Genomic DNA, 26,485 nt, shown 5'->3' on the forward strand with positions numbered 1-26,485 from the left:
TGGAGGTGGCGGTGGTTGTAGCGGTGGGAGCGGTGGAGGTGGCGGATCTGGAGGTAACGCACTAACCAACCAGACATCTCTCGACAACAACTAAAATTCATCCACCTTAGGCTTTTTTGGTTTAAGCCAGAAAAGCCTTGGAAAGCAAACCAATGAAACTACATATGCAGAACTATGAAATCCTGAATTTCCCCACCGACAACTTGATTATTTCAGAAAAAGGAATAACCAAAATAAACTCACCTTCACTTCTGGCCGCCCTGAACAAATTACAAAGTCACAGGATCATTTCAAAAACAAAACTGAAAGAAATTCTATCGGATCATGGGTTAAATCCAGAAAGCGCTTATGATTTTTTAGAAAAAGCACTTAGCATTAAGGAGGCTATATCGAGTTTGTATTTTGAAAAAACCATCGTGGCGCATGACTGGGGCGAAAGCAGCGATCTTGAGCGTTTATTAAAAAGCGAATTAACTACCCATTTAGAAATACACAAAATATCTGAGGCACTTAAAAAGGTCGTCTCGAAAAAAAGATGTTACATCGTCATTCTTTGCATGAACTATGATTACGATGCTATCAAGAAATTATATTTTGACTTGGTTGATATTGCGCCTGAAAGCGCGATAAGCATTTGTTACCGAGCGGGAAATTCCTACTGCATAAGCCAACCTTATATGCCAAAAATAGGAAATCCGTGTCATTTTTGCAGTATAAACAGACTCATAAATTATGAGGATCACCAAAGCAGCAAGAACACCTGGTCGAAACTTCTTCAGTTTTGCAAAAGCAGACATATCGCAGTGCCTGCAAAGCCTTTAAATATTCTACAGCAGGCGTTAGTTGTAGGCGCTCTAATTAAAAAAATAAAACTACTGACGAACACCGGCAATGAGCATCGCTACCAGGACAACATACTGCAGGAGACTCATATCGATTTCAAGGAGGCTTACTCAAGAGATATTTCGACTTCACATTGGTATATGTGCGACTGCCTGAGGCTACAAAAATGAATTCTGCCCCTCACGATTACTATCTAAAATTCATGGACTCGATTGTACATACAGAGACATTAGATTTTCATACAAAGGGAAACTACACGATTCTTGATGCATTTGAGCACTCCACTCGATTGCACAATATTAACGACCATGAACTTGCCCAGCTAACTGGAAACGAGTTACGTCTCTACCCAGACATGAATTTAACCATTCCCATACATCCTGAAACGGACAACAACAGAATTATCACTCGTAATGATTCAGCTGAACGTTTCTCCAATGCAAGCATCAAGTTCTCTAAAATCGAAGAGCTAATACTGCCTATTCTTTCCTCAAAAAAAAACTCCCATAAAAGAGGTTATCCAAGCGGAGGAGCATTGTACCCTACTGAAGTATTCATTTGTTCGCTCACGGACAACGAAAGCTGGCCTTGCCCAGAAAAAATCTTACACATACTGCCTAACTCAAGGGAGTTCGAGATAGTACAGGGCACGCAAGTAATTGATGATTTAAAGCAAGCAGTTTTATCGGCTCCTGGAAATATCGGCAATCCTAGCATAGCTATTGTCTACGCGATTTACATACCTAAAACACTTTTCAAGTACAGATACCGAGGATACAGACTCGCGCTAATGGAAGTTGGCTCTATTTATATGCTCATAGAGTTGCGAGCCAAACAGCTAGGATTGCGATGCAGATTATGGTCTGCGTACACAGACACGATGCTTAACAAGGCAATTGGCCTAAACCCTACCCTTTTTTTTCCGATGTGCGTGCACTTCATTGGTGAGCAACATGATCTTATATAACCCTAATCATCAGCCAACATTGCCGGGGGCTCTAATTTGCCAGCCAGCTTGCTTACTATCTTTTCCGACTTCTGTTGAGGTAGAAGACCCGTGGCTCAATGGAGGGTCCGGCATAGGAAGCGGATCCTCCTCTTTAAAAGCAGCACTGGGTGAATACTTTGAAAGACGGCATTTTTATATGGAGATCAAGTCCGAACTGGTCGGAAATATTAATCACTCTCTTGCAAAAGAAGAAGTCGCGAAATTCCTCCATGCCTTTTCACAAACTAACGATAGAAATTTGACCTCCGATCAAATTTCCGAGCATGCATTCAATCTAACAAAAGTTTACCGCACATCAGATTTTTCCAGCTGCTATATACCTACAGCATGTATCTCCCTTAACTCTCATCGAATCGAAAGTGAAAATATAATATATCCATTGCGGGACACATGTGGTTGCAGCTTTCACTGGAGCGCGAACCACGCCATTTTCGGTTCTACCCAAGAATATCTGGAGAGACAGTTTCTAGCGAGATTTTGACTTACTAAAAAATGCTTAAATCTAATAAGTCACCATAATGCTAAAACTTTGCTGAACAACAGTCGCGCTCAACCGTTATACAACGCTCTTAGCAAGTCAGGTGAGATTTCCGTCATTGACATTTCTGACCCCAACTATCCCGGCACATGTTTACTGACCGTTTACGGTCAAAAAAACAGAAGGCGTCACATTCAATACTGTGCGGGGATGTCTTATGCAGAAACGCCTAGCGCAGCACTAGAAAAATCAACGCATGAACTATGGCAGACCTATAGATTTATCCACTTATTTAAGACTACTGACAGAAATATCCAAGATGTTAAAGATCCATACTTACGGCATTTTTTGAACGCAACTCCTATAAAACTTTTAAAGAAATAACTTCCGTCGAACCATCTGGCATCGCAAGACAGAACCAGTTGATTGACTTCAGCTTACCTGGTTTTTTATCCGCTTTAAAAACCCAAAAAATTGACGCATACATCTACATCAATACAACAGTAATAAATGGCAATTTGTATTTTTTTTGCAAATTCCTTTCTCCCGATTTGTTTTTGCACATGAACAATTCAAAAAACATTAACATTCACAACGCATATTCCCAAAGCTTCATCAACCAAATACTACCCGATCGAAAAGAAACAATGGTCCCATTCCCATAAAAGGTCACCTATGAATATTTACGCAACGAATCGATGTCTTTCGCTTGCATTACTGCTCATCAAGGAGCAACTAAAAGAACCTATCGCACTTTTCTGGATTATTATTTCTCCAGCAGCGTTATATTATCTGCTTGCTTATTCCAAAGGGAGTTCCTTTCCACTGACAACCAGTTATATCGAAAGTGCATCATGGTTTCTTGCGTATATTTCTTCGAGTGTTGCTTTTTTTGGCTTTTCCTTTTACATCATAGGAAGACGAGAAAGCGGATTCATCAGATCATTCATCTACACACATGAGGCCAAACTCATATTTCTGCTGGCACAATTTTTAGCTTATTCACTAATATCTTTGGCCTATGGCGCTACATTTTATATATTGACATATTTTTCTTTTGGCTCGTTCGAATTACCCGAACTCTTGATTATACTCAGTCGTTTCTATATCTGTTTTGTGCTATTTAGCATACCTGGAATTTTATTGACATTACTACCAATAAACTTTCAGAACGCCAACACTATTTTATCAATAGCGTCATTTATAATGTTGGCATTGGGCATTCTCAACACCCGCCAACCTCACCACGCAATCGATCTAATAAACACCTTCAATCCCTTATGGATTGCCAATAAAATAATGGGTGAAGGGATTGAAAAACATTACCTATTAACATCTGCAATACTACTCTCATTTATTTTGGTATTTTTGATCTCGTTGCGTTTTTTACGTATCAACCCAGTATGGAGCCGTTATTAATGAAAGTTCTAACAGCCAAACATCTTTGCTTCGGATATTCACAAAAAGAACTATTCAATGACGTATCCATCCATGTTACGCAGGGTTCGATTACTGGCCTACTGGGCCCAAACGGGTCTGGAAAAACTACTTTTTTCGACATTTTGTGCGGACTGAAAAATGTAGACAAAGGCGCACTGCACAATAATTTCTCCAGTCAACTTTATCTCTCGCAGACGGTCATGACTCCTCCAGTGCTGCGCATGTTCGATATTTTCAGAATGACCACATTACTGTGCTCGCCGACCCATATATCTCAGGAGCAAGCTTTGAAAAAGCTCAGCACTTGGAGTCCTGAAATAGTTGCCCGATACAAAGAAATCTGGGGGAAAAAATCTTCGGTATGTAGTTACGGTGAAAAACGTTGGTTCTTTACTCTTTCGTTGCTGGCTGTTGAAGCGGAGCTGGTAATACTGGACGAACCGACCGCCGGAGTTGATCCTGAGTTCAGACATTACATTTGGCAATGTCTGCGCGGAGCCGCTAGCGAAGGCACGGCAGTTTTAGTGTCATCTCATAACATCGAGGAAATTTCTAACAACTGTGACAGTTTTTACATGATTAGCCAGCAGCAATTTAAGCCGTTTAGCTCTGGCAAAGAGTTTATGGAGCGCTACGGCGCGAACACTCTTGACGAAGCCTTCATCCGAGCTGCCGCTGAACCCGTCTTCACGCTTTCTTCTCATTCAACTTGAGGGCTCAATCGCCGACTGCTAACCATTATGCTGCCGGGTGATCGTGCTCCCCATAAACAGTGCTCCATCCGCATGAGATACAAGGATCTGCCGAAGGCTGCGCCTACGGAGGATCGCGTTCCAGCATCTTCACGATCTTCGGCATCACGCTGAAAATCGCCAACGCCAGAAACGTGCTGAACACCGCCGTTGCCTCTCTCCCTAACCCGGCCGAAACCCCAATGGCCGCGGTCATCCATAACCCGGCGGCGGTGGTCAGGCCTTTGACGTGGCCTTCGTCGCCTTCCTGGTTTTTCAGGATGGTCCCGGCACCGAGAAAACCGATCCCGGCGATCACACCCTGCACCACCCGACTCATGGCATCGGCCTGGGAGCCGGACATCTGTGGCACCAGCACAAACAACGCCGCGCCGAGCGCCACCAGCATGTGGGTGCGCACCCCGGCGGCCTTGCCCTTTTGCTCGCGCTCGAAACCGAGAATCCCGCCCAGCACGGCGGCCATCAACAGGCGCACGGTAATGCGCGTCAGTTGTGACGCGTCGCCTATGTCGGCGAACTCCGCTTGCAGGGTCACCCAAACCTCATGCCACCACGCGTTCATGCTGTAATCCTTGAGAAGTGCCGAATAGAGGATGGACCGCGCCGACCATTAATCGGTTGCACCGAACGATGACCGCCGGGCGCGCCCTAACACTGTAGAACCCCGCAGAAAAAAGGACGCCTCCATGACCGTGCGCATCGAAAACCAGACCTGCTTTTTCACCACCGAAAACGGCGAAGAAATTCGTCTGTGTCCGGACGTCACCATCATCACCGACTCGGAAAAAGCCATGTCGGCGGTCGAACTCAACAACCAGCGTATCTACATTACCGAAGCAGAAGCCGACGCATTGACCGTAGCAGGCGCCGTCGACGGTCGTAAGCACCTTAAGGCCACGGACAGTGATTCGGTGATTTGACTGACCCTGATCAATAACCCGCCCGGGCGCCTGATATAGGCGTCCGCGCCCCGTTGTGGCGGGTGCATCAAGTTGTCGCAGGCAGCGGATCAACGTCCATCTGATCCGCTTTTTATTGCAATAGCTGAGTCTGTTATGCAAACAGATCGCCGCTCATAGTGCTCACGCCTGATGGAGGCTGATGAGCGAAAGACCATGAGCGATAGAATCCCCGTCCGAATAGTTGAGACCTTCGAGCCTTCGCGTCCCAAGATGAAGGCCAAGTCCAGTGACAACCTGATCCACACCCGCAGCTTTACCGGCTTGTTCCGCACCCTGCGCATGAGCGGCGCGGGGTTTCTGTTTCTGCTGTTTTTCGGCACGGTGTGGTTGAACTGGGGTGGCCGGCAAGCGGTACTCTGGGACCTGTCCGAAAGCAAATTCCACATCTTCGGCGCAACCTTCTGGCCGCAGGATTTCATCCTGCTGTCGGCGCTTTTGATCATTGCCGCGTTCGGTCTGTTTGCGATCACCGTGTTCGCTGGCCGGGTCTGGTGCGGCTACACCTGCCCGCAGAGTTCCTGGACCTGGATCTTCATGTGGTGCGAGAAGATCACCGAAGGCGAGCGCAACCAGCGGATCAAGCTGCAAGCTGCGCCGTGGGGCGTGAACAAACTGATGCGTCGCTCGGCCAAGCACACCTTGTGGCTGGCCATCAGCCTGCTGACCGGCCTGACTTTCGTCGGCTACTTCACACCGATCCGGCCGCTGGCCGAAGAGCTGCTGACCTTGCAAATGGGTGGTGTCAGCCTGTTCTGGGTGTTGTTTTTCACCGGCGCCACGTACATCAACGCCGGCTGGCTGCGTGAAGCGGTGTGCATGCACATGTGCCCGTATGCACGGTTCCAGAGCGTGATGTTCGACAAGGACACCCTGACCATTTCCTACGACGTGGCCCGTGGTGAAAACCGTGGCCCGCGCAAACGTGACGTGGCACCGGTTGAGGTCGGACTCGGTGATTGCATCGACTGCCAGCTCTGTGTGCAGGTCTGCCCGACGGGCATCGACATCCGCGACGGCTTGCAGATGGAATGCATCGGTTGCGCGGCGTGTATCGACGCCTGTGATTCGATCATGGACAAAATGGGCTACGCCCGCGGATTGATCAGCTATACCTCGGAGCACCAGTTGCAGGGTGGCAAGACGCACTTGCTGCGGCCTCGATTGATCGGCTACACGGCGGTGCTGTTGCTGATGATCGGCGCCCTCGCCCTGGCCTTGGTCGAACGGCCGATGGTCTCGCTGGACGTGAGCAAGGACCGTGGCCTGTTCCGTGAGAACAGTCAGGGGCAGATCGAGAACATCTACAGCCTGAAGGTCATTAACAAGACCCAGCAACGTCAGGACTATCGTCTGACGCTGATCGATGGCGACGGTTTCCAGTTGCAGGGCAAGACTGAACTGAGCCTGGCGCCCGGTGAGATTGTCGATGTGCCGGTGTCGGTGGCGATGACCACGGAGCGGCCGAGCAGCAGTTCGCAGAACCTCAATTTCAAGGTGGTCGACAGTGATGAACCGGATATTTATAGCGTGGCGAAGAGTCGGTTTGTTGCGCCGATGAATCGTTGAGCCTTTAGACTGCGGGGCGCCCTTCGCGGGCAAGCCACGCTCCTACAGTACGCAGATGCCTGTAGGAGCGAGGCTTGCCCGCGAAGAAGTCACCTTGATCTTTTTTGAACGAAAACAATCCGGGCAATCGATGAAACGCTACGAAAAATTCGCCGACGACATCGCTGAACTGATCCGCTCCGGCGTCCTCGGCCCCGGCCAGCGCGTGCCGTCGGTGCGCTACGCCAGCCAGACTTACGGTGTCAGCCCGTCCACGGTGTTCCAGGCCTATTACCTGCTCGAACGTCGCGGGCTGATCCGCGCCCGACCGCGTTCCGGTTACTTCGTCAACACCCATGCGCCCAGCCCGTTTTCCGAGCCGGTAATCAGCAGTCAGGTTAACGAGTCCACCGAAGTCGACGTCAGCGAACTGGTGTTCTCGGTCCTCGATTCGATCAAGGACCCCAACACCGTGCCCTTCGGCTCGGCGTTCCCCAGCCCTACCCTGTTTCCGCTGCAGCGGCTGTCCCGCTCGCTGGCCAGCGCCGCCCGGGAGATGGACCCGCGCATGGTCGTCACCGACATGTCGCCGGGCAACCCGCAATTGCGCCGGCAAATCGCCCTGCGCTACATGGTCGGCGGGCTGATGCTGCCCATGGAAGAACTGCTGATCACCAACGGCGCCCTCGAAGCATTAAACCTGTGCCTGCAAGCCGTCACCGAGCCCGGCGACCTGGTGGCCATCGAAGCCCCGGCGTTCTACGCCTGCCTGCAAATACTGGAACGGCTGAAACTCAAAGCCGTGGAAATTCCGGTGCACCCGCGCGATGGCATTGACCTTGGCGTACTGGCGCAAACCCTGGAACGGCACCCGATCAAGGTTTGCTGGTGCATGACCAGCTTCCAGAACCCTATGGGCGCGACCATGCCCGAGGCGAAGAAACGAGAACTGGTGGAACTGTTGCGCAGCCATCAAGTGCCGCTGATCGAAGACGATGTCTACGCCGAGTTGTATTACGGTCAACAGGCGCCGAAACCGGCCAAGGCCTTCGACACCGAAGGGCTGGTGATGCATTGCGGCTCCTTCGCCAAAAGCCTGGCCCCCGGCTACCGCATCGGCTGGGTCGCCGCCGGGCGCTATGCGCAGAAAATCGAACGCCTGAAACTCATGACCTCGCTATGCGCCTCGATGCCGGCCCAGGCCGCCATTGCCGATTACTTGCAACACGGCGGTTATGATCGGCACCTGCGCAAATTGCGCTATGCCCTGGAAGAACAGCAAAGCGCGATGCTCGCGGCCATTGCACGCTACTTCCCGGCGCAGACTCGCGTCAGCCAACCGGCCGGCGGCTACTTTTTGTGGCTGGAACTGCCAGCGCAGATGGATTCGTTGAAATTGTTTCAGATGGCGCTGGCGCAGGGCATCAGCATTGCGCCGGGGCCGATTTTCTCGCCGACGCAGCGGTTCAGGAATTGTATTCGGCTGAATTACGGCAGCCCGTGGGATGAGGCTTGCGAGAAGGCGATGGAAACGTTGGGGCGGATTGTGCGGTCGTTAGTGTTGTGAGTTGAGTAAGCCTGAGCACAAAAAAGCCCTGCTGGCAGAGGCCAGCAGGGCTTGTTCGGGAAGAGCGTTTAAATCTCAATTAACCATAAAAATGTAATCGACACTCATTCGCCAGGTCATTGCTCAATGGCTTTTGAACTTCATCCGATGTCGCTCAACTCCAGTATGCCCGTCCCTCTGACGCCCACGGTAAACTGAACAGCCTGCGGATCCCACATTACCTGTGCACTCGGCAGAAACGTGTCAGAAAAATATAACTGCCCTTCGTTTTCAAGGCTTACTTTATTCGTATAAAGATACGTTGGGCCGTCTATCTGGTTTTGCACTGCCTGCAATACAGCAAGATGAACCGCCGCCTCCAACCCTTCTAAATCAATAACTGATTTTCTACCGACATTCAGCAATCGCTCCACACCCGGCGATACGTTCTCCAAGTAAAATCGGGTGGGACTACCCTCTTTAAGCACTACAAAATTACGAATTGATTGCTTCTCGCCGTCAGTATTCACTATATCTTCCATGCTCAGAAAATACCCATAGAACTTACCAGGCGTTGCAACACGTAACGTATAACGGTCATCTTCCGAACGAAAGTGAATCAATAAAGGTTCATCCTTTTCGCTATCGGCAACTGTCAGGAACCCGCCCTCACTCAGAAGCTGACGTTTGTACTCAAACTGTTGGGAGGGCGTCAGACGCGGCCGCTTCAGCCTGTTCTCCATGAGCTGATAGTTCAACACCAAGGGCTTTCCTTTAAGGAAAAGGTTGGCGATCATCGACTTGTTTTCATCTTCCGCATTCATTTAAATATATCCCTATATAAAGCTGGCATCCTGCCGGCAGACCGCTTAGTTTGCAGCGGCACCTGAATTTTCAACTACGTCACGCTTGCGCCGCTCAAGAACCATCATATCGGCAAGATGGGCTACATTCGCGTATTCTTGAGGAGGTGTCATCGCAGAAAAATTACTATAAATATAATTCAGCACCACGCCGTCCCAAAAAGCAATTTCATCCTTATAAAGATCCATATCACATACTCCACTATTTAGTTTAAGTTATTCGCTTCTTGCGAACAAACAAAAGAATAACCACTTCTTTTTTTAAGTTCAACACTTGCAACCTGACAACCCGATACAGAGCGTGTCAGAAACTCAAGACATTTCACAGCACACAAAAAATAACGCGCCTTGAGATGCAAAGCGCGTCAACTTTTAAAACAGCAACTAAGGACAGGATTATTTTATAGCTAGCGTAGTGATTTATTTTCGAGTTTGATCGACTCGATGATACTAACCGAATGCCAGGTTCAGCGTCCGCCACCCAAATCAACAAACGTCCCGGTCGCATACGAAGCCTTGTCCGACAGCAACCAGACAATTGCCTCAGCCACTTCATCCGGCCGACCACCACGAGCCATCGGGATCGCCGACTCAAGCTTGCTGACCCGGTCCGGATCACCGCTCAGCGCATGGAAATCGGTGTAGATGAAACCCGGCCGCACGGCGTTGACGCGGATACCCTCGCCCGCCACTTCCTTGGACAGGCCGATAGTGAAGCTGTCCAGCGCACCTTTGGATGCCGCGTAATCCACGTACTCGTTGGGTGATCCCAAGCGCGAGGCCACCGAGGACACGTTGACGATGCTGCCGCCCTGCCCGCCATGCTTGGGCGACATGCGCAGGATCGCGTGCTTAGCGCAGAGGATCGGGGCCAGCACGTTGGTCTTGAGGATTTTAAGGATGCGAAATTCGGACATTTCGTCGACCCGGGACTTGTGCCCCACGGTGCCAGCGTTGTTCACCAGTGCCGTAACCCTACCCAACTCGGTGTCTACGCGGTGGAACAGACCGATCACTTCGTCTTCGATGCTGACGTCGGCGCGTACTGCGATGGCTTGCGCACCCAGGGCACGAACTTGCTCCAGCACACGTTGCGCGGCCTCTTCGTCGGCCTGGTAGTTGATACAGATCCGATAGCCTTGTTCGGCGGCCAACAGGGCTGTGGCGGCACCGATGCCGCGGCTGCCTCCGGTGATGACGATGACTTTATCCATGAAAGCTTTCCCCCAATCCAAGCGTAAGCGGTCGGGGCCAAGAATAACCGCCATTGCTGGTTTTTGCATGGGCTCTGGTTCTGTGGTGTCCAGGCCGACGCCATCGCGGGCAAGCCCGGCTCCCACAGGATATGCAAAACCTGTGGGAGTTTTTGCATGGGCTCTGGTTCTGTGGTGTCCAGGCCGACGCCGTCGCGGGCAAGCCCGGCTCCCACAGGATATGCAAAACCTGTGGGAGCGTGGCTTGCCCGCGAATAACGATAACGCGGTGTGTCAGGCGGTGGCGAGTTGTTCTGCGCGATGGATGTCGATCATGAAGCGTTCGGCCGGCAGTGGGTGACCGAGCAGGTAGCCCTGCAACGAATCGCAGCCGAGCTGGGTCAGGAAGTCCTGCTGCGAGTCGGTTTCCACGCCTTCGGCGACGATTCGCAGGCCCAAGGCCTGGCCGAGGGCGACGATGGCGGAAACGATGGCGGCATCGTCGCTATCACGTTCCAGATCGCGAACAAAACCCCGGTCGATCTTCAGCTCGTTGGCCGGCAGGCGCTTGAGGTACATCAAACTCGAATAGCCAGTGCCAAAATCATCGATGGACAGGTCGACGCCCATTTCCGACAGCTCCTGAAGCACCGTCATGCTCGCATCGGCATCGCTCATGGCAGTGGTTTCGGTGATTTCCAGGGTCAGGCTGTTGGCCGGTAAATGGTGCGTGGCCAGGGCCTTGGCGACGCTCTGGACCAGGCCGACGTGGCAGAACTGCAAGGCCGAGAGGTTCACCGCGATGCGCCAGTTGGTGTAACCGAGCACGTACCACTCGCGCATCTGGCGGCAGGCTTCGTTGAGCACCCAGTCACCAATCGGAATGATCAGCCCGGTCTTCTCCGCCAGTTCGATGAACTTGTCCGGCAGCAGCATGCCCTGAGTCGGGTGCTCCCAGCGCAGCAGCGCTTCGGCACCGACCGGCCGGCCATTGGCGGCGTCGAACTTGGGCTGGTAATAGAGGCTGAACTGTTGCTGCTCAACTGCATTGCGCAGGTCTTGCAGCAGTTGCAACTGTTTGCGCGCGTTGCTGTTCATCGAGGCGTCGAAGAAGCTGTAGCCGTTTTTGCCCGCCCCCTTGGCGTGATACATCGCCGCGTCGGCATTCATCAGCAATTCATCGGCGGTTTGACCGTTGCCCGGGTAGAGCGCGATGCCAACGCTGGCAGAGATTTGCAAGTCATGTTCGGCGACCCGGAACGAGCGCGCGATCAGCCCGACCTGACGAGCCGCCAGGTTCAAGGCGTCATTCTGTTCTTCGAGTTGCACCAGCAACACGAACTCATCGCCGCCGATCCGCGCCAGGGTGTCCTGGCTGCGCAAATCTTCGCGCAGGCGCAAGCCCACTTCACGCAACAGCTGATCGCCCATATGGTGGCCGAAAGCATCGTTGACCGGCTTGAAACCGTCCAGATCGATGAACATCAATGCAAAACAGCCGCCCTGCTCCTGCACCCTCGACATCGCTTGATCAATGCGGTCAGCCAGCAACACCCGATTCGGCAGGCCGGTCAGGGTGTCGTGCAGGGCCAGTTGAGTCAGTTCGCGGTTGGCCTCGGTCAGTGAGTGAGCGAGGCCGGCGGTGCGGGCCTCCAGGCGTGCATCGAGAATCGAGGTCAGCAAGGCAATGCTCAACACCGCCAGGGTGGTGACCAGCACCAGATTGTCCAGGCCTTTGCCGTTGAGGCCTGTGATGGCCGCGCCACAGAAACTGCCGTCGGCGAATCGCGCCGCCGCCATGGCGGTGTAGTGCATGCCGACAATCGCGATGCCCATGATCACCGCTGCGCCGCCACGAATCAGGCCGACATACGGGGTGTGCTGGCGCAAGCGGAAGGCAATCCACAACGCGGCACCCGAGGCGCCAACAGCGATGAGCAGCGATGTGCCGAACAGCGTCGGGTCGTAATCGATCCCCGGTTGCATGCGCATCGCGGCCATGCCGGTGTAATGCATGGCACTGATGCCGGCACCCATGACCAGCGCGCCGAACGCCAGTTGCCAGGCCGGCAATCGCGGTTGACTGACCAGCCACAGGGCAAAGCCGCAGGACAAAATCCCGATCAACAGCGATAGAAAAGTAATAGCGACGTCGTAGCCGAGGTCGATGGGGAGTTTGAAGGCGAGCATGCCGATGAAATGCATCGACCACACGCCAACCCCCATGGCAAAGGCCCCACCCGCTGTCCATAGATGCACTGCCCGGCCTTTGGCGGTGGCAATGCGTCCAGTCAGGTCGAGCGCGGTATAGGAGGCAAGAATCGCCACACAAAGCGAGATGATAACCAGCGTGGGGGAATAGCTACCGATGAGCATGAGACTTCTCGCGACTACCCTCCGTACTGCTTCCATTCTCGGAGGGGCAAATCGGGCGATTGTACTGATTGCGTAAAAGAACGCACTGACAAAATTAGCAAAAAGCCATCAAGTCGATGAAACGCTTGTTTGACACCTCTGAGCGACCGCATTCACCTGTAGCAGCTGCCGAGCCTGCGAGGCTGCGTTCGGCTGCGAAGCAGTCGTAAAACCATACAACGCGGTGTGTCAGACAAACCGCGTTTACCGGATTTGCGAGGACTGCGTCCTCGAACGCAGCCTCGCAGGCTCGGCAGCTGCTACAGGAGCCCTATTCTTTTTCGCTTACCTGCAACGCCCCATCCCAGCCACCGCCCAGCGCCGCTATCAACTGCACGCTGGCGATCAGGCGGCTCTGCAACAAGTCCAGCATGTTGCGTTCATTGTTCAACGCCGTGGCTTGAACCACCACCACATCGAGGTAAGCAATCAACCCGGCCTTGTACTGGTTCTGGATCAGGCGCAAGGATTCACGCGCGGCATCCAGCGCCTGTTGACGCACTTCGGATTCGTGTTCCAGGACTTTGAGCTGGACCAGGTAGTTTTCCACCTCACGGAAGCCGTCGAGTACGGTCTGGCGGTATTTGGCCACGGTTTCGTCATAGGCAGCTTCGCTGCGGTCGACTTCCGCCGAACGCTGACCACCGTCAAACAAGGTCATGGCCAGTTGTGGCCCGACCGACCAGAAACGGTTGGGCAGGCTGATCCAGTTGGCGTATGTGCTGCTGCTATAACCACCGTTCATGCTCAACGTCAGGTCCGGGTAGTAGGCAGCCTTGGCCACGCCGATGTTGGCATTCGCGGCGATCACCGAACGCTCGGCGGAGGCAATGTCCGGGCGGCGTTCCAGCAACTGCGAAGGCAAGCCCAGCGGCACCTCGGGCAACACCGGGATGTCCTTGGATTCCGCCAGGTTGAACTCGGCCGGCGCCAACCCGATGAGTACGGCAATGGCGTTTTCGAACTGCGCACGCTGCCAGATCAAATCGACCATGTCCGCCTCGGTGCTCTTGAGCTGAGTCTGTGCCTGAGCCACCGCGTCCTTGCCGGAGACACCGGCGCGGTATTGGTTTTCGGTCATTGTCAGCGAGCGCTTATAGGCCTCGACCGTCGCTTCCAGCAAACGCTTCTGCTCATCGATCACCCGCAATTGCAGGTAGTTCTGCACCAATTCCGACTGCTGGCTCAGGCGCATCGCAGCCAGATCAGCGAAGCTCGCCTCGGCGTTCGCGGTGTCGGCTTGCAACCCACGGCGCAACTTGCCCCAGATATCGGCTTCCCAGCTGACCCCGGCCTGGGCGGTATAAGTGTCGCGAATCCCGCTGGAAGAACTGGTCAGGCTCGAACTGCTGCTACCGGTGCCCTGGCTGGAGCGGTTTTTCCCGACGGTCAGGTCCACCGTCGGAAAAAACGCACCGCGAGCACTTTTTACCAAGGCCTGGGCCTGACGGTATTGGGCTTCGGACTGGGCAACGGTCTGGTTGGAACTGTTGAGTTTTTCGATCAGGCCGTTGAGCTGTTGATCGCCATACAACTCCCACCAGGCACCGCGGGCCAGGGAATCGCTCGGGTTGGCTTGACGCCAACCTGCCGCTTCTTTGTACTGCACCGGATCGGCGGTTTGCGGGCGCTGGTAATCCCGGCCGATGGCGCAGGCGCTGAGCAGCGCCACGCAGAGCGACAGACTCAACAAACGTGAGCCTCGGGCCGTGATCAGCGGTGCGGTCAGGTTGATAAGCGAACGGTCAGTCATAGCGGAGTTCCCAGGGCGGCATCGGTACGCCCCCCACGCCAGTGGTTGAAGCGATGGCGCAGTTTGTCGAGATAGAGGTAAACCACCGGGGTGGTGTAAAGGGTCAGCACCTGGCTGAAGATCAGCCCGCCGATGATGGTCAGGCCCAATGGCTGACGCACTGCCGCACCTTCGGCACGGCCCAGCAGCAACGGCAAGGCACCGAGAAGCGCCGCCAGGGTGGTCATCAGAATCGGCCGCAGGCGTTGCAGGCAGGCGCTGCGAATCGACTCCAGCGGCGCCAGGCCTTGATGGCGTTCGAGCTGCAAGGCCAGGTCGATCATCAGAATCGCGTTTTTCTTCACCACACCGATCAGCAGGAACAAGCCGAGCAACGAGATCAGGCTGAACTCCCCGCCCAGCGCATAGATCGACAGCAACGCGCCAACCCCGGCCGAGGGCAAGGTCGAGAGAATGGTCAGCGGATGGATGTAGCTTTCATACAGCACACCCAGCACCAGATACACCGCCACCAGCGCGCCGAGAATCATCCACGGCTGGCTCTTCTGCGTCGCGGCAAAGGCGTCGGCGGTGCCGGCCATTTTCGCGATGACGTCTTCCGGCAAGCCGACCTTGGCAATCGCCCGCTCGATGGCCGCACTGCCCTGCTCCACCGTCACGCCTTCAGCCATGTCGAAAGAAATGCTTTCCGAGGCGAACTGGCCTTCGTGGCTGACCCGGTCGTCTTCCAGGCTGTTTTCGTAATGGGCGATGGTCGACAGCGGGATCCGCGCGCCGTCGGCGGTGATCACCTGGACCTGTTTGAGGGTGATCGGGTCCTGGGCGTATTTCGGATTGACCTCCATCACCACCTGATACTGGTTGAGGCTGTCGTAAATCGTCGAAATCTGCCGCTGGCTGTAGGCGTTGTTCAGCACCGAAGTCACCATGTCCATGTCGACCCCCAGGCGTTTGGCCTGGTCGCGATCGACAATCAGCGTCACTTGCTGCGCACCACGGCCTTCACGGGCGTCAATGGCCGTCAGTTCCGGCAACGCTTTCAACGCCGTGACGACTTTCGGATACCACTCGCGCAACGACCCCAGATCACCGCTTTGCAGGATGTAGGAATACTGCGCAGTGGTTTGTTCGCGACCGCCACCAAATTGCAGGTCCTGATCGGCCATCAGCATTAGCTGCGCGCCAGCGACCTTGGGCATTTCCTTGCGCAGACGTTCGATGACTTTCTGCGCGGAAATGTTGCGTTCCTTGATCGGCTTCAGGCGCACTAGCATGAAGGCGTTGTTGGTGCCGTTGGTGCCGCCGATGAAACCGGCAACGCTTTGCACCGCGTCGTCCTTGAGCACGGCACGGCGGAAAGTTTCCATTTTCGGCTGCATCACGCTGAACGACAGGCCGTCGTCGCCGCGCACGAAACCGATCAGTTGGCCGGTATCCTGCTGAGGCAAAAACGTTTTAGGAACAACTACATACAGCGCAATGTTCACGCCAATAGTTACAAATAAACTAAGCAACGTCAGCCGGCGATGGCGCAGCACCCAGTCAAGACTGGTCGCGTATTTGCCGACCATCCACTCGTTGGCGCGCTGACTCCAGCGTTGCAGGCGGTTTTCCTGACCCGGCGTATGCGGCTTGAGCCATCGGGCACAGAGCATCGGCGTCAGCGTCAGCGAAACCACCAGCGACACCACGATAGACGCCGCCAGGGTGATGGAAAACTCGCGAAACAGGCTTTCGATGATCCCGCCCATGAACAGGATCGACAGGAACACCGCCACCAGCGAGACGTTCATCGACAGCAAGGTGAAGCCGACTTCCTGCGCCCCAAGGTACGCGGCCTTCATCGGCGGCACACCTTCGTCGATGTGCCGGGAGATGTTCTCCAGCACCACGATGGCGTCGTCCACCACCAAACCGGTGGCCAGGATCAGCGCCATCAGCGACAGGTTGTTCAGGGAGAACCCGTAGAGGTACATCACCGCGAACGTGCCCACCAGCGACACCGGCACCGCCAGGGTCGGAATCAACGAGGCGCGGAAGTTACCGAGGAACAGGAACACCACCAGAATCACCAGCGCCACGGCGATCAGCAGGGTCATTTCCGCTTCGTGCAGCGTCGCCTTGATCACCGGCGAGCGGTCCATGGCCAGGTTGAGTTTGACGCTGGCCGGCAGCACCGCCTGCAACGCCGGCAGTTGCGCCTTGATTTCGTTGACCGTCTCGATGATGTTGGCGCCGGCCTGGCGGTTGATCACCAGCAACACCGCCGCGTCATCGTTGAAGAAACCGCTGTTGTAGCGGTCCTCCACACCGTCGCTGACCTTGGCGACATCCTTCAGGCGCAGGGCCGCGCCGCCGTTGTAATGAATGATCAGCGACTCGTAATCCTTGGCTTTCTCCAGTTGATCGTTGGCCTGGACTTGCCACAAACGCTGGCCGTCTTCGACCGACCCCTTGGGCCGGCGCACGTTGGCGTTGGCGATGGTGTTGCGCACATCGTCCAGGGCCACGCCGTACTGGTTCAGCGCCTGGGGTTCGAGTTCAATGCGCACCGCCGGCAGGGAGCTGCCACCGATCTGCACTTCACCCACGCCCTGCACCTGGGACAGGCTCTGGGACAGAATCGTCGAGGCCAAATCGTAGAGCTGGCCCTTCTCCAGAACATCGGAGGTCAGGGACAGCACCATGATTGGCGCCTGGGACGGGTTGACCTTTTTATAGGTCGGCATGCTGCGCATCCCGCTCGGCAGCAGGTTGCGCGAGGCGTTGATCGCCGCTTGCACTTCTCGCGCCGCGCCATTGATGTCGCGGTCGAGGTCAAATTGCAGGATGACCCGGGTCGAGCCTTGGCTGGAACGGCTGCTCATGGTGTTGACCCCGGCGATGGCGCCGAAGGAGCGTTCCAGCGGCGTGGCCACCGTCGACGCCATCACTTCCGGACTCGCACCAGGCAGACTGGCCTGGACCACAATCACCGGGAAGTCCATTTGCGGCAGCGGCGACACTGGCAACAAACCGAAGCTCACACCGCCCAGCAAAATGATTGCCAGGCTCAGCAGCATGGTCGCCACCGGGCGCTTGATGAAAGGACCGGAGAGGTTCATGGCTGCTCTACCGCTTCCACGGATTCAGAGCGGCGGCCCCAGCGCCGACCGAGACGGTCGAAGTACAGGTAGATCACCGGCGTGGTGAACAGCGTCAGCACCTGACTCACCAGCAAACCACCGACCATCACCAGACCCAACGGCTGACGCAATTCAGCGCCGGAGCCGGTGGCCAGCATCAACGGCACCGCGCCGAACAAGGCGGCCAGGGTGGTCATCAGGATCGGCCGGAAACGCAGCAGCGCCGCCTGGTAAATCGCCGTTTCCGGGTCCAGGCCCTGATTGCGCTCAGCGTCGAGGGCAAAGTCGATCATCATGATCGCGTTCTTTTTCACGATGCCGATCAGCAGGATGATGCCGATGATCGCGATCATCCCCAGGTCATTGCCGCTCAACAGCAGCGCCAGCAAGGCGCCGACCGCCGCCGAAGGCAAGGTCGAGAGAATGGTGATCGGGTGGATGTAGCTCTCGTACAGCACGCCCAGCACGATGTACATGGTCACCACCGCCGCCAGAATCAGCAGCAAAGTGCTCGACAGCGAAGCCTGGAACGCTTCGGCCGCACCCTGGAACTGAGTCTGCACGCCGATCGGCATACCGATGTCTTTCTGTACCTGGTCAATGATTTCCACCGCATGCCCCAGTGCCACGCCGGACGCGAGGTTGAACGACATCATCACCGCCGGGAACTGGCCGATATGGGTAATCGCCAATTGCGCCTGACGCTCCTCCATGTGGGCCAGGCTGGACAGGCGCACCTGACCGCCATCGGTGGTCTTGACGTGAATCTGATTCAACGCGTCCGGGCCGATTTTCTCGCCGGATTGCGACTGCAGCACCACGCGGTACTGGCTGGCCTGGGTGTAGATGGTGGAAATCTGCCGCTGACCGAAGGCGTCGTACAGCGCATCGGTAATGTTCGACACCGAGACACCAACCCGCGATGCCGCATCGCGGTCGATCACCAGATAGACCTGCAAACCCTTGTCCTGCAAATCGCTGGCAACGTCAGTCAGTTCGGGCCGCTGGGCCAGGGCTTCGACCAGACGGCCACTCCACAGGCTCAGCAACTCGGAGTCTGGCGACGACATGCTGAACTGGTACTGCGTGCGACTGACCCGATCTTCAATGGTCAGGTCCTGCACCGGCTGCATGAACAGGCGAATGCCGATCAGCTTGTCTACTTCCGGTTGCAGGCGGGCAATGATTTTAGTGGCGCTGAGGTCGCGCGCGCTGTGGGGCTTGAGGTTGATCAACATGCGACCGCTGTTGAGCGTCGAGTTGTCACCGTCTACGCCAATGTAGGACGACAGACTCTCCACGGCCGGATCGGCAAGAATGACCTTGGCCAATTCCTGCTGCCGTTCGCTCATCGCCGCAAAGGAAATCGACTGCGGCGCCTCGGAAATCCCCTGGATCACCCCAGTGTCCTGCACCGGGAAGAAGCCCTTGGGCACGACCATGTACAGGAACACGGTCAGCGCCAGGGTGCCGATGGCCACCAGCAGAGTCAGCGGTTGATGCTTGAGAACCCACTTTAACTTGCGCCCGTAAGCCGCGATCATCCAATCAATTGTGGCGCCGCTGGCCCGGTAGAATCGGCCCTGTTCTTCTTCCTTGGGCTCACGCTTGAGCAACCGCGCGCACATCATCGGCGTCAGGGTCAGGGACACGACAAGGGAGATCAGGATCGCCACCGCCAACGTGATGGCAAATTCGCGGAACAGGCGCCCCACCACATCGGCCATGAACAGCAGCGGAATCAGCACCGCAATCAACGACAGGGTCAGGGAGATCAGGGTGAAGCCGATTTGCTTGGCGCCCTTGAGCGCGGCATTCAGGGGGCTGTCGCCCTCTTCGATGAATCGGGAGATGTTCTCCAGCATCACGATCGCATCGTCCACCACAAAACCGGTGGCGATGGTCAGGGCCATCAGGGTCAGGTTATTGACCGAGAAACCGGCCAGGTACATCACGCCGAAGGTGCCGATCAGCGACAACGGCACGGCGACCGACGGAATGATCGTGGCACTGGCGCGACGCAGGAACAGGAACGTCACCATGACCACCAACGCGATGGCGATCAGCAGTTCGTGTTGCACGTCGGTGACGGAAGCCCGGATGGTTTGCGTGCGGTCGGTGAGGACCGTGACTTCGAGGCCGGCCGGCAGGTTGTCGGTGATGCTCGGCAGCAAGGCCTTGATCCGGTCGACCACTTCAATGACGTTGGCGCCGGGCTGACGCTGGATGTTCAGCAATACAGCCTGGTTTTCATTCGCCCACGCCGCCAGACGCTCGTTCTCGGCACCGTCGACGATTTCTGCCACGTCCTTGAGTCGCAATGGCGCGCCGTTGGCATAGGCCAGGATCAGGTTGGCGTAATCCTTGGGCGAGGTCAGCTGGTCGTTGGCATCGAGCATCGACACCCGGGTCGGGCCGTCGAAGTTACCCTTGGGCTGGTTGACGTTGGACGCGCCGATCAGGGTGCGCACATCCGACAGGTTCAGGCCGTTGGCCGCAAGGGCTTCGGGGTTGACCTTGATCCGCACCGCCTGACGCTGGCCGCCGGCAATGCTGACCATGCCAACGCCGCTGATCTGGGCGATTTTCTGCGCCATGCGGGTGTCGACCAAGTCATTGAGCTTGGGCAGCAGCATGGTTTTGGAAGTAATGGCCAGGGTCAGCACCGGGGTGTCCGCCGGGTTGACCTTGTTGTACACCGGCGGCGCCGGCAGGTCCTTGGGCAGCAAGTTGGTCGCGGCGTTGATTGCCGCCTGTACCTGCTGCTCGGCGACGTCCATGTTGATGTCGAGGCTGAAACGCAGGGTCAGCACCGAGGCGCCGCCGGAGCTGGTCGAGGCCATTTGGGTCAGGCCGGGCATTTGCCCGAACTGACGTTCAAGAGGTGCCGTCACGGCGCTGGTCATGACGTCCGGGCTGGCGCCGGGGTACAGCGTCATGACGCGGATGGTCGGGTAATCGACCTGAGGCAAGGCCGACACCGGCAGCAGCCGATAGGCGATCACGCCGGCCAGGATAATCGCCAGCATGCTCAGTGTGGTGGCTACCGGGCGAAGGATGAACAGCCGCGAGATGTTCATGCGCCGCCCTTTTTCGCCTTGTCGGTGGTCGCCGGCTCAGTCGCGTTGGCCGCCGATTTGCCTTGCAGGTGCCCGGTCGGGGTGGTCGGTACATCCTGGGTGTCGTTGACCACCTCGACATCGCTGCCGTCCTTGAGGCGATCGGTGCCTTCCAGGACGACGCGATCGCCTGCGGCGAGGCCTTCGGTGATCACAGTGTTATCACCGTCACTGGCGCCGACTTTCAACTGACGGATCTTGACCTTCTTGTCGCCGTCCATTGCGTAGACGAACGTGCCGTTGGTGCCGAACTGGATCGCCGCCGAGGGTGCAAGCACCACGCCCTTCAGGGTGTCGGCCAGCAGGTGAACATTGACGAACTGATTGGGGAACAGCGCCTGATCGCGGTTCTCGTAGCGCGCCTTGAATTTCAGAGTGCCGGTGGTGACGTCGATCTGGTTGTCCAGGCTTTGCAATACGCCGGTGGCCTGCAACTTGGTGTCGCCACGGTCCCAGGCTTCGGCGGGCAGTTTGGCGCCGGTGCGATAGCGGGCCAGCACCACGTCGAGGCTGTTTTCCGGCAAGGTGAAGGCAACGCTGATCGGTTGGGTCTGAGTGATGATCGCCAGCGCCGTGGTGTCGTTGGCCGCCACCAGGTTGCCGACGTCCAGCTGACGCAGACCCACGCGGCCGGTAATCGGCGCGCGGATCCTGGTGAATTCGAGATTGAGCTTGGCGTCGTTGACCGCCGCCTGATTGGTCTTGACCGTGCCCTGGAATTGACCGACCAATGCTTCGGCGGTGTCCAGGGTTTGCTTGGCGATACTGTCTTCGCGGTACAGGCCGCGGTAGCGCTCGACGTCGACCTGGGCGTTTTTCAGTTGTGCCTGATTCTGCAGCAAAGTGCCTTCGGCCTGCAGCAAGGCGTTCTGGTACGGGCGCGGGTCGATTTCAGCCAGCAGATCGCCGGCCTTGACCATCTGCCCTTCTTCAAACGACACCTTGATCAGTTCGCCACCGACACGACTGCGCACATTGATGGTGTTCAGCGCAGTCACTGTACCAAGAGCCTTGTAGTACAGCGGGAAGTCGCCCTTCACCGCTGGCGCCACACGCACCGGGACCGGACCGGACGCCCCGCCGAAACCAGGGCGCATCCCCCCTGACCTGCCGGTGTGCCCGGCCACGGCTTTTTGTCCTGTGCCTTCTTTTGGCGTAGCGCTGCCGGGCCAGAATTTCCAGCACAGGCCAGCGATGACCAACAGGACAAGCAGGCCAAACAGCCAGCGGCGGGGACTACGGGAAGCGGAGGATTGCATTGAATGATCAACCATTGGGCGCGTGGGCTTTTTCTACTGGAGGCTGAACGATAAGCACTGGCGGGTATTAAGCAAAGCGCCTTTACCGGCAATTTACCTTCGGCTTACGTAACAGGATGTTTGGCTAAGACACTGAAGCACAAATGAAAACGGCCTGGACAGGGCCAGGCCGTTAACAATTGTAAAGCCGCGCTTATTTCAATACAGCGAGTGCCGCTTCGTAGTTCGGTTCTTGACCGATTTCGCTGACCAGTTCGCTGTGCAGCACGTTGTCGTTCTCGTCCAGCACCACGACGGCACGGGCGGTCAGGCCTTTGAGCGGGCCGTCAGCGATGGCAACGCCATAGTTCTCGATGAACTCGGCACCGCGCAGGGTGGAGAGGTTCTTCACGTTTTCCAGGCCTTCGGCGCCGCAGAAACGCGCTTGGGCGAACGGCAGGTCAGCGGAGATGCACAGCACGACAGTGTTGGCGACATCATTGGCCTGGGCGTTGAACTTGCGCACGGAGGTGGCGCAGGTCGGGGTATCGACGCTTGGGAAGATGTTCAGCACTTTGCGCTTGCCGGCGAAGGTTGCCAGGGTCGCATCGGAAAGATCACCGGCAACCAGGGAAAAGGCTGGCGCCTTGGAACCGGCTTGTGGCAGTTGGCCGTTGACTTGAACCGGGTTGCCTTTAAGAGTGACTTGAGCCATGAACTGAGTCCTTCTGAACGTTGTTGTGGAGAATTTTGGAGAGGCCGAAGTTAACCACGAAATTGCCCGACGACCTATGGGTGGATACAAATTGTGATATGTCGTCGCACAAACTGGATACATACCTTTTCACAACCAACACAAAACCCTGTGGGAGCCGGGCTTGCCCGCGATGGGGCCTCACATTCAACATCGATGCAGCCTGATACACCGCTATCGCGGGCAAGCCCGCTCCCACAGGGAACGCAGTGTTACTTGAGTAACCTACAGCCTACTGCCCTCTCTCATCGCCACGCGGTGTTCGTGACGAAAGGCAGGCCTGTCCGCGATTTTTATTAAAGCCCTGTCGATTTGGCACCCCGCCACACGACTATAAAGTGACTCATTCAAATCCAGCGGAGAAACCACCATGCGATTCATGATCATCATCAAAGCCAGCCAGGATTCCGAGGCCGGCGTGATGCCCAGCGAAGAACTGCTGACCGCGATGGGCAATTACAACGAGGCACTGGCCAAGGCCGGCGTCCTCCTCGCAGGCGAAGGCCTGCACCCCAGCAGCAAAGGCGCCCGCGTGCGGTTCTCGGGCGACAAACGCACGTTGATCGACGGCCCCTTCGCCGAAACCAAGGAGCTGATCGCCGGCTTTTGGCTGTGGCAAGTGAAGTCGAAACAGGAAGCAATCGACTGGGTCAAGCGCTGCCCCAACCCGATGCCGGGCACCGACGCCGAGATTGAAATTCGTCAGGTGTTTGAGATGGAGGATTTCGGGAAGGAGTTCACGCCGGAGTTGCGCGAGCAGGAAGAGCGGGTGTTCGGGAAGGCGAATAAGCACTGAATTTTTGACTTATCAGCTCAAAACACTGTGGCGAGGACGCAAGTTCCCTCGCCACAAGTCAGGGCTTAGGAATACCGCGTCATCATTCATCCCCGGTAAACCTTACACCTGCGGATCGCGTGGACCTATCAGTTCTGATAGTAGACAACCATTTCATCGGGGAAGAAGCTAAACATTCTTTCCCCGGGAGTGCTTGGGATGCGCGCAATAATACTCTGCCGCTACGCTTACGACCCGCTGGACCGGATCGTCGGAACGCTCCCGCTATCTGGCGCGCAATCCCAATATTTCTACCGCGCAAACCAGTTCGCTACGGAAACAAAGGGATCTCTGAAGCGCTCGATCTTCCAATATGATAATCAGCTCTTAGCGGAACAACAGACCGGTGAGGAATCGGGGAATGCCAATTTGTTTGCGACGGATCAGCAACAATCGGTGGTGCACTTCCTTACTTCGGATTTTCTTCGGTCAATCGTTTATTCACCCTACGGTCACGGCTCCAATGGCAGTGGGTTGCCGAGCCTGCTGGGGTTCAACGGCGAGCGGCGAGATCCGGTGACAGGCTGTTATCTGTTGGGTAATGGTTATCGAGCGTTCAATCCAGTGTTGATGCGATTTAACAGTCCAGACAGTTGGAGCCCGTTTGGCCGCGGCGGACTGAATTGTTACTCTTATTGTTCTGGAAACCCTATCAGCAGAAAGGACCCCAATGGACGATATTGGGCATCTTTAATTAAGGTGTTTCAAAAACCTCTGAAACGGCTAGCTCGAGGTGCGCAACTACCTGTGTTTAGGGCGAACAAACTAAATAACAACCCAATAAACCCTGAGCCGTTAAAGACACCGAATCTGAGCAAGCCTGTGTTGTTCAAAAATACCAGGGAAGCGCGTTTTTTGACCGAACTCAAGGTTTTTCAAGAAGCACTGAAAACTGATCCATTTGAAGTACTGAAAGTAACGAGTGCGCAAGATCTTAAACATCTGGGTGGTGGCATGCCGCGTCGATTTGTCCTAACCGAAAAAGGGGAGATGTTAATTGACCCGTCGATAGATCTTGAGCGACGAGCAATCAATCATGCGATTTTAGCCTCGCTCGGAGGAAGTGAGACAGGCGTCATATCAGCAGGAACGATTTCCGCCAATCCCCAACGAGCAACTATCTGGAATGATTCGGGCCATTTCAAGCCTGACGCCTCAGCGTTAAAACCAGTAGCGATATTCCTGAATAATTTGGGCGTCGAGGTGACCAGTGTCCGAATACGTTGAAGTTAACCTTGCGTTAGTAAACCCTCAGGAAAATCTACTGATCGCACAGTAACCGGCATTCAAACCTTACGGAACACTTGCGAATCACTGGCTGCGGCAAATGTGATAACCAGTGACTTCGCGAGGTAGCTACAAGGGCGGTGATGCACCACCCTGTTGGGGATCCAGCAGACAATTTTGCTGGGTGAACTGGCTATGAATAGGGTGTTGGATAACCTCGATTCACGGTAGCCAGCCCACCACCGCGTCATCGTTCTTCGCGAGCAAGCCCGCTCCCACACTCGATCTCCAGCGATCACAACATCCACGTTCGACGGTGATCCAATGTGGCAGCGGGATTGCCCGCGAAGACGGTTTTTGAGGCAGCCTCGCCATCGAATTGACATCATCTATCACTCCCAACCCAATGATCCGTATTAACTTTTTAGTACACGAAATTGTACACAAATCGAAATAAATCCCTCCCCTGACTGGCCAACTGATGGTTAACTGCTAACTTGAATGGACGCGTCCTACGGCTTGATAGGAAAGAGATTACGCAGTAACGGCCAATAAGTGCCGAGTCGTCCAATGAGCCACCAAGGAACCGGGGAATCATGTCGATGAAATTGGGAACACACGCCTTGTTGTTGGCGGCATCTTTTGCGCCTGTCGTTTGTGCCCTTGCGGACAACGCTGACACCGCCAACAAAAGTAACAACCCGCTGAACCTGGCGCCCGGCGCCAACCTTCAGGATTACTACACGCCCAAGCTGTTCGACAGCAACGCCCACACCAACGACGCCCTGTTGCGCGGCACCTTGCCGATTGCGCCTGGCGATTTCATTGGCGTGCCGCAATTGCTGCGCGCGACACTGCCGATCAGCACCCGCCCCGATCCGCATAACGGTTACAGCACCGGTATGGGCGATCTGAACCTGTTCGATATTTTCCTGCTCAAGACCGATGGCGTGCAGTTGGGCATCGGCCCGCAAATCACTGCGCCCACCGCCGAACAGGATGAGTTGGGCACGGGTAAATGGCAGGCAGGCCTCGCCGCCATTGCGATCGATTCCTCGCGCCGCGGTTTGCTCGGTGCACTGGTGCAATACCAGAGCTCCTTCGCTGGCGACCATGACCGCGCCCACGTCGAAACCGCAACGATGCAGCCCTTCATCATTCATAACCTGGCCAAAGGCTGGTATCTGCGCTCGACCGGCACCTGGACCTTCGACCTGAAAAACGACACCCACTACATCCCACTCGGTTTGGGTGGCGGCAAAGTGTGGAAATCCGGTTCCAATATCCTCAACGCCTTCATCGAACCGCAATGGACCGTAGAGCGCAAAGGCGATGGCCTGCCGCAGTTCACGCTGTTCGCCGGGATCAACGTCACGTTCGGTAAATAA

The 26,485-nt window shown here is 55.7% G+C and carries 21 protein-coding genes; 11 read left to right on the forward strand and 10 right to left on the reverse strand.

The window, feature by feature from the left end:
- Positions 1 to 164: 164 nt before the first annotated feature.
- From AEQ67_RS33395 to AEQ67_RS08580, 5 genes are all read left to right on the forward strand, one after another.
- On the forward strand, positions 165 to 1,013 hold the full coding sequence (locus AEQ67_RS33395) for an McbB family protein (RefSeq protein WP_161807461.1): 849 nt from the start codon (positions 165 to 167) through the stop codon (positions 1,011 to 1,013).
- Complete coding sequence (locus tag AEQ67_RS08575) at positions 1,010 to 1,810, forward strand: SagB/ThcOx family dehydrogenase (protein WP_059403452.1); 801 nt, start codon at positions 1,010 to 1,012, stop codon at positions 1,808 to 1,810. The genes AEQ67_RS33395 and AEQ67_RS08575 overlap by 4 nt, the downstream gene beginning before the upstream one ends.
- Positions 1,797 to 2,333 carry a YcaO-like family protein gene (locus AEQ67_RS34895; protein WP_152974818.1) on the forward strand — a complete coding sequence of 179 codons (537 nt, stop codon included), beginning with the start codon at positions 1,797 to 1,799 and terminating at the stop codon, positions 2,331 to 2,333. The genes AEQ67_RS08575 and AEQ67_RS34895 overlap by 14 nt, the downstream gene beginning before the upstream one ends.
- Positions 2,334 to 3,005: 672 nt before the next feature.
- Entirely contained in the window at positions 3,006 to 3,749 is a 744-nt protein-coding gene (locus AEQ67_RS33630; protein ID WP_082377795.1) for an ABC transporter permease, read from the forward strand.
- The gene (locus tag AEQ67_RS08580; protein WP_059403453.1) at positions 3,749 to 4,483 is read left to right on the forward strand and encodes an AAA family ATPase; all 735 of its coding nucleotides are present in this window, start codon (positions 3,749 to 3,751) and stop codon (positions 4,481 to 4,483) included. Before AEQ67_RS33630 ends, AEQ67_RS08580 begins: the two co-directional genes overlap by 1 nt.
- A 103-nt stretch (positions 4,484 to 4,586) precedes the next feature.
- On the opposite strand, the gene AEQ67_RS08585 is transcribed toward AEQ67_RS08580, so the two are convergent.
- Positions 4,587 to 5,084: an MgtC/SapB family protein gene (locus AEQ67_RS08585; protein ID WP_059403454.1), complete on the reverse strand. Its 498-nt coding sequence runs from the start codon at positions 5,082 to 5,084 to the stop codon at positions 4,587 to 4,589.
- A gap of 124 nt (positions 5,085 to 5,208) precedes the next feature.
- On the opposite strand from AEQ67_RS08585, the gene AEQ67_RS08590 reads away from it, so the two are divergent.
- The 3 genes from AEQ67_RS08590 to mapR all read left to right on the forward strand — a co-directional run bounded on the left by AEQ67_RS08590 (position 5,209) and on the right by mapR (position 8,596).
- Positions 5,209 to 5,442: a DUF3203 family protein gene (locus AEQ67_RS08590; protein ID WP_059403455.1), complete on the forward strand. Its 234-nt coding sequence runs from the start codon at positions 5,209 to 5,211 to the stop codon at positions 5,440 to 5,442.
- Between the two features lie 195 nt (positions 5,443 to 5,637).
- Entirely contained in the window at positions 5,638 to 7,050 is a 1,413-nt protein-coding gene (gene ccoG, locus AEQ67_RS08595; RefSeq protein ID WP_059403456.1) for a cytochrome c oxidase accessory protein CcoG, read from the forward strand.
- Positions 7,051 to 7,180: 130 nt separating this feature from the next.
- Positions 7,181 to 8,596: a GntR family transcriptional regulator MpaR gene (gene mapR, locus AEQ67_RS08600; protein ID WP_059403457.1), complete on the forward strand. Its 1,416-nt coding sequence runs from the start codon at positions 7,181 to 7,183 to the stop codon at positions 8,594 to 8,596.
- A gap of 140 nt (positions 8,597 to 8,736) precedes the next feature.
- Here mapR and AEQ67_RS08605 read toward each other — a convergent pair whose 3' ends face one another.
- The 9 genes from AEQ67_RS08605 to tpx all read right to left on the reverse strand — a co-directional run bounded on the left by AEQ67_RS08605 (position 8,737) and on the right by tpx (position 22,996).
- Entirely contained in the window at positions 8,737 to 9,399 is a 663-nt protein-coding gene (locus AEQ67_RS08605; protein WP_059403458.1) for a hypothetical protein, read from the reverse strand.
- 45 nt (positions 9,400 to 9,444) lie between these two features.
- Entirely contained in the window at positions 9,445 to 9,627 is a 183-nt protein-coding gene (locus tag AEQ67_RS08610) for a hypothetical protein (protein WP_059403459.1), read from the reverse strand.
- 278 nt (positions 9,628 to 9,905) lie between these two features.
- Entirely contained in the window at positions 9,906 to 10,652 is a 747-nt protein-coding gene (locus tag AEQ67_RS08615; protein WP_059403460.1) for an SDR family oxidoreductase, read from the reverse strand.
- 273 nt (positions 10,653 to 10,925) lie between these two features.
- Positions 10,926 to 13,007, reverse strand: coding sequence for a putative bifunctional diguanylate cyclase/phosphodiesterase (locus AEQ67_RS08620; RefSeq protein ID WP_059403461.1), 2,082 nt, complete (start codon positions 13,005 to 13,007; stop codon positions 10,926 to 10,928).
- A 310-nt stretch (positions 13,008 to 13,317) separates the two neighbouring features.
- Positions 13,318 to 14,799, reverse strand: a complete 1,482-nt coding sequence (locus AEQ67_RS08625) for an efflux transporter outer membrane subunit (RefSeq protein WP_059403462.1) — start codon at positions 14,797 to 14,799, stop codon at positions 13,318 to 13,320.
- Positions 14,796 to 17,903 (reverse strand): efflux RND transporter permease subunit, encoded by a 3,108-nt coding sequence (locus tag AEQ67_RS08630; RefSeq protein WP_059403463.1) that lies wholly within the window; start codon positions 17,901 to 17,903, stop codon positions 14,796 to 14,798. Before AEQ67_RS08630 ends, AEQ67_RS08625 begins: the two co-directional genes overlap by 4 nt.
- Positions 17,900 to 21,004 carry an MdtB/MuxB family multidrug efflux RND transporter permease subunit gene (locus AEQ67_RS08635; RefSeq protein WP_059403464.1) on the reverse strand — a complete coding sequence of 1,035 codons (3,105 nt, stop codon included), beginning with the start codon at positions 21,002 to 21,004 and terminating at the stop codon, positions 17,900 to 17,902. Before AEQ67_RS08635 ends, AEQ67_RS08630 begins: the two co-directional genes overlap by 4 nt.
- Positions 21,001 to 22,317: an MdtA/MuxA family multidrug efflux RND transporter periplasmic adaptor subunit gene (locus AEQ67_RS08640; RefSeq protein WP_059403465.1), complete on the reverse strand. Its 1,317-nt coding sequence runs from the start codon at positions 22,315 to 22,317 to the stop codon at positions 21,001 to 21,003. Before AEQ67_RS08640 ends, AEQ67_RS08635 begins: the two co-directional genes overlap by 4 nt.
- A gap of 178 nt (positions 22,318 to 22,495) precedes the next feature.
- Complete coding sequence (tpx, locus tag AEQ67_RS08645) at positions 22,496 to 22,996, reverse strand: thiol peroxidase (protein WP_059403466.1); 501 nt, start codon at positions 22,994 to 22,996, stop codon at positions 22,496 to 22,498.
- 409 nt (positions 22,997 to 23,405) lie between these two features.
- Between tpx and AEQ67_RS08650 the strand changes: the two genes are divergently transcribed.
- The 3 genes from AEQ67_RS08650 (at position 23,406) to AEQ67_RS08660 (ending at position 26,485) form a co-directional block, all read left to right on the forward strand.
- Complete coding sequence (locus AEQ67_RS08650; protein WP_059403467.1) at positions 23,406 to 23,831, forward strand: YciI family protein; 426 nt, start codon at positions 23,406 to 23,408, stop codon at positions 23,829 to 23,831.
- Positions 23,832 to 24,029: 198 nt separating this feature from the next.
- Positions 24,030 to 25,097 (forward strand): RHS repeat-associated core domain-containing protein, encoded by a 1,068-nt coding sequence (locus AEQ67_RS08655; protein WP_059403468.1) that lies wholly within the window; start codon positions 24,030 to 24,032, stop codon positions 25,095 to 25,097.
- A 596-nt stretch (positions 25,098 to 25,693) separates the two neighbouring features.
- Complete coding sequence (locus tag AEQ67_RS08660) at positions 25,694 to 26,485, forward strand: hypothetical protein (protein WP_059403469.1); 792 nt, start codon at positions 25,694 to 25,696, stop codon at positions 26,483 to 26,485.

The organism is Pseudomonas sp. RIT-PI-q, assembly GCF_001297125.1.
Classification (GTDB): Bacteria; Pseudomonadota; Gammaproteobacteria; order Pseudomonadales; family Pseudomonadaceae; genus Aquipseudomonas.

What these genes read in the sequence shown, in the direction of transcription:
- AEQ67_RS33395 (WP_161807461.1), top strand. Translation starts at nt 165, where the DNA reads ATGCAGAACTATGAAATCCTGAATTTCCCCACCGACAACTTGATTATT.
- AEQ67_RS08575 (WP_059403452.1), top strand. Translation starts at nt 1,010, where the DNA reads ATGAATTCTGCCCCTCACGATTACTATCTAAAATTCATGGACTCGATT.
- AEQ67_RS34895 (WP_152974818.1), top strand. Translation starts at nt 1,797, where the DNA reads ATGATCTTATATAACCCTAATCATCAGCCAACATTGCCGGGGGCTCTA.
- AEQ67_RS33630 (WP_082377795.1), top strand. Translation starts at nt 3,006, where the DNA reads ATGAATATTTACGCAACGAATCGATGTCTTTCGCTTGCATTACTGCTC.
- AEQ67_RS08580 (WP_059403453.1), top strand. Translation starts at nt 3,749, where the DNA reads ATGAAAGTTCTAACAGCCAAACATCTTTGCTTCGGATATTCACAAAAA.
- AEQ67_RS08585 (WP_059403454.1), bottom strand. Translation starts at nt 5,084, where the DNA reads ATGAACGCGTGGTGGCATGAGGTTTGGGTGACCCTGCAAGCGGAGTTC.
- AEQ67_RS08590 (WP_059403455.1), top strand. Translation starts at nt 5,209, where the DNA reads ATGACCGTGCGCATCGAAAACCAGACCTGCTTTTTCACCACCGAAAAC.
- ccoG (WP_059403456.1), top strand. Translation starts at nt 5,638, where the DNA reads ATGAGCGATAGAATCCCCGTCCGAATAGTTGAGACCTTCGAGCCTTCG.
- mapR (WP_059403457.1), top strand. Translation starts at nt 7,181, where the DNA reads ATGAAACGCTACGAAAAATTCGCCGACGACATCGCTGAACTGATCCGC.
- AEQ67_RS08605 (WP_059403458.1), bottom strand. Translation starts at nt 9,399, where the DNA reads ATGAATGCGGAAGATGAAAACAAGTCGATGATCGCCAACCTTTTCCTT.
- AEQ67_RS08610 (WP_059403459.1), bottom strand. Translation starts at nt 9,627, where the DNA reads ATGGATCTTTATAAGGATGAAATTGCTTTTTGGGACGGCGTGGTGCTG.
- AEQ67_RS08615 (WP_059403460.1), bottom strand. Translation starts at nt 10,652, where the DNA reads ATGGATAAAGTCATCGTCATCACCGGAGGCAGCCGCGGCATCGGTGCC.
- AEQ67_RS08620 (WP_059403461.1), bottom strand. Translation starts at nt 13,007, where the DNA reads ATGCTCATCGGTAGCTATTCCCCCACGCTGGTTATCATCTCGCTTTGT.
- AEQ67_RS08625 (WP_059403462.1), bottom strand. Translation starts at nt 14,799, where the DNA reads ATGACTGACCGTTCGCTTATCAACCTGACCGCACCGCTGATCACGGCC.
- AEQ67_RS08630 (WP_059403463.1), bottom strand. Translation starts at nt 17,903, where the DNA reads ATGAACCTCTCCGGTCCTTTCATCAAGCGCCCGGTGGCGACCATGCTG.
- AEQ67_RS08635 (WP_059403464.1), bottom strand. Translation starts at nt 21,004, where the DNA reads ATGAACATCTCGCGGCTGTTCATCCTTCGCCCGGTAGCCACCACACTG.
- AEQ67_RS08640 (WP_059403465.1), bottom strand. Translation starts at nt 22,317, where the DNA reads ATGGTTGATCATTCAATGCAATCCTCCGCTTCCCGTAGTCCCCGCCGC.
- tpx (WP_059403466.1), bottom strand. Translation starts at nt 22,996, where the DNA reads ATGGCTCAAGTCACTCTTAAAGGCAACCCGGTTCAAGTCAACGGCCAA.
- AEQ67_RS08650 (WP_059403467.1), top strand. Translation starts at nt 23,406, where the DNA reads ATGCGATTCATGATCATCATCAAAGCCAGCCAGGATTCCGAGGCCGGC.
- AEQ67_RS08655 (WP_059403468.1), top strand. Translation starts at nt 24,030, where the DNA reads ATGCGCGCAATAATACTCTGCCGCTACGCTTACGACCCGCTGGACCGG.
- AEQ67_RS08660 (WP_059403469.1), top strand. Translation starts at nt 25,694, where the DNA reads ATGTCGATGAAATTGGGAACACACGCCTTGTTGTTGGCGGCATCTTTT.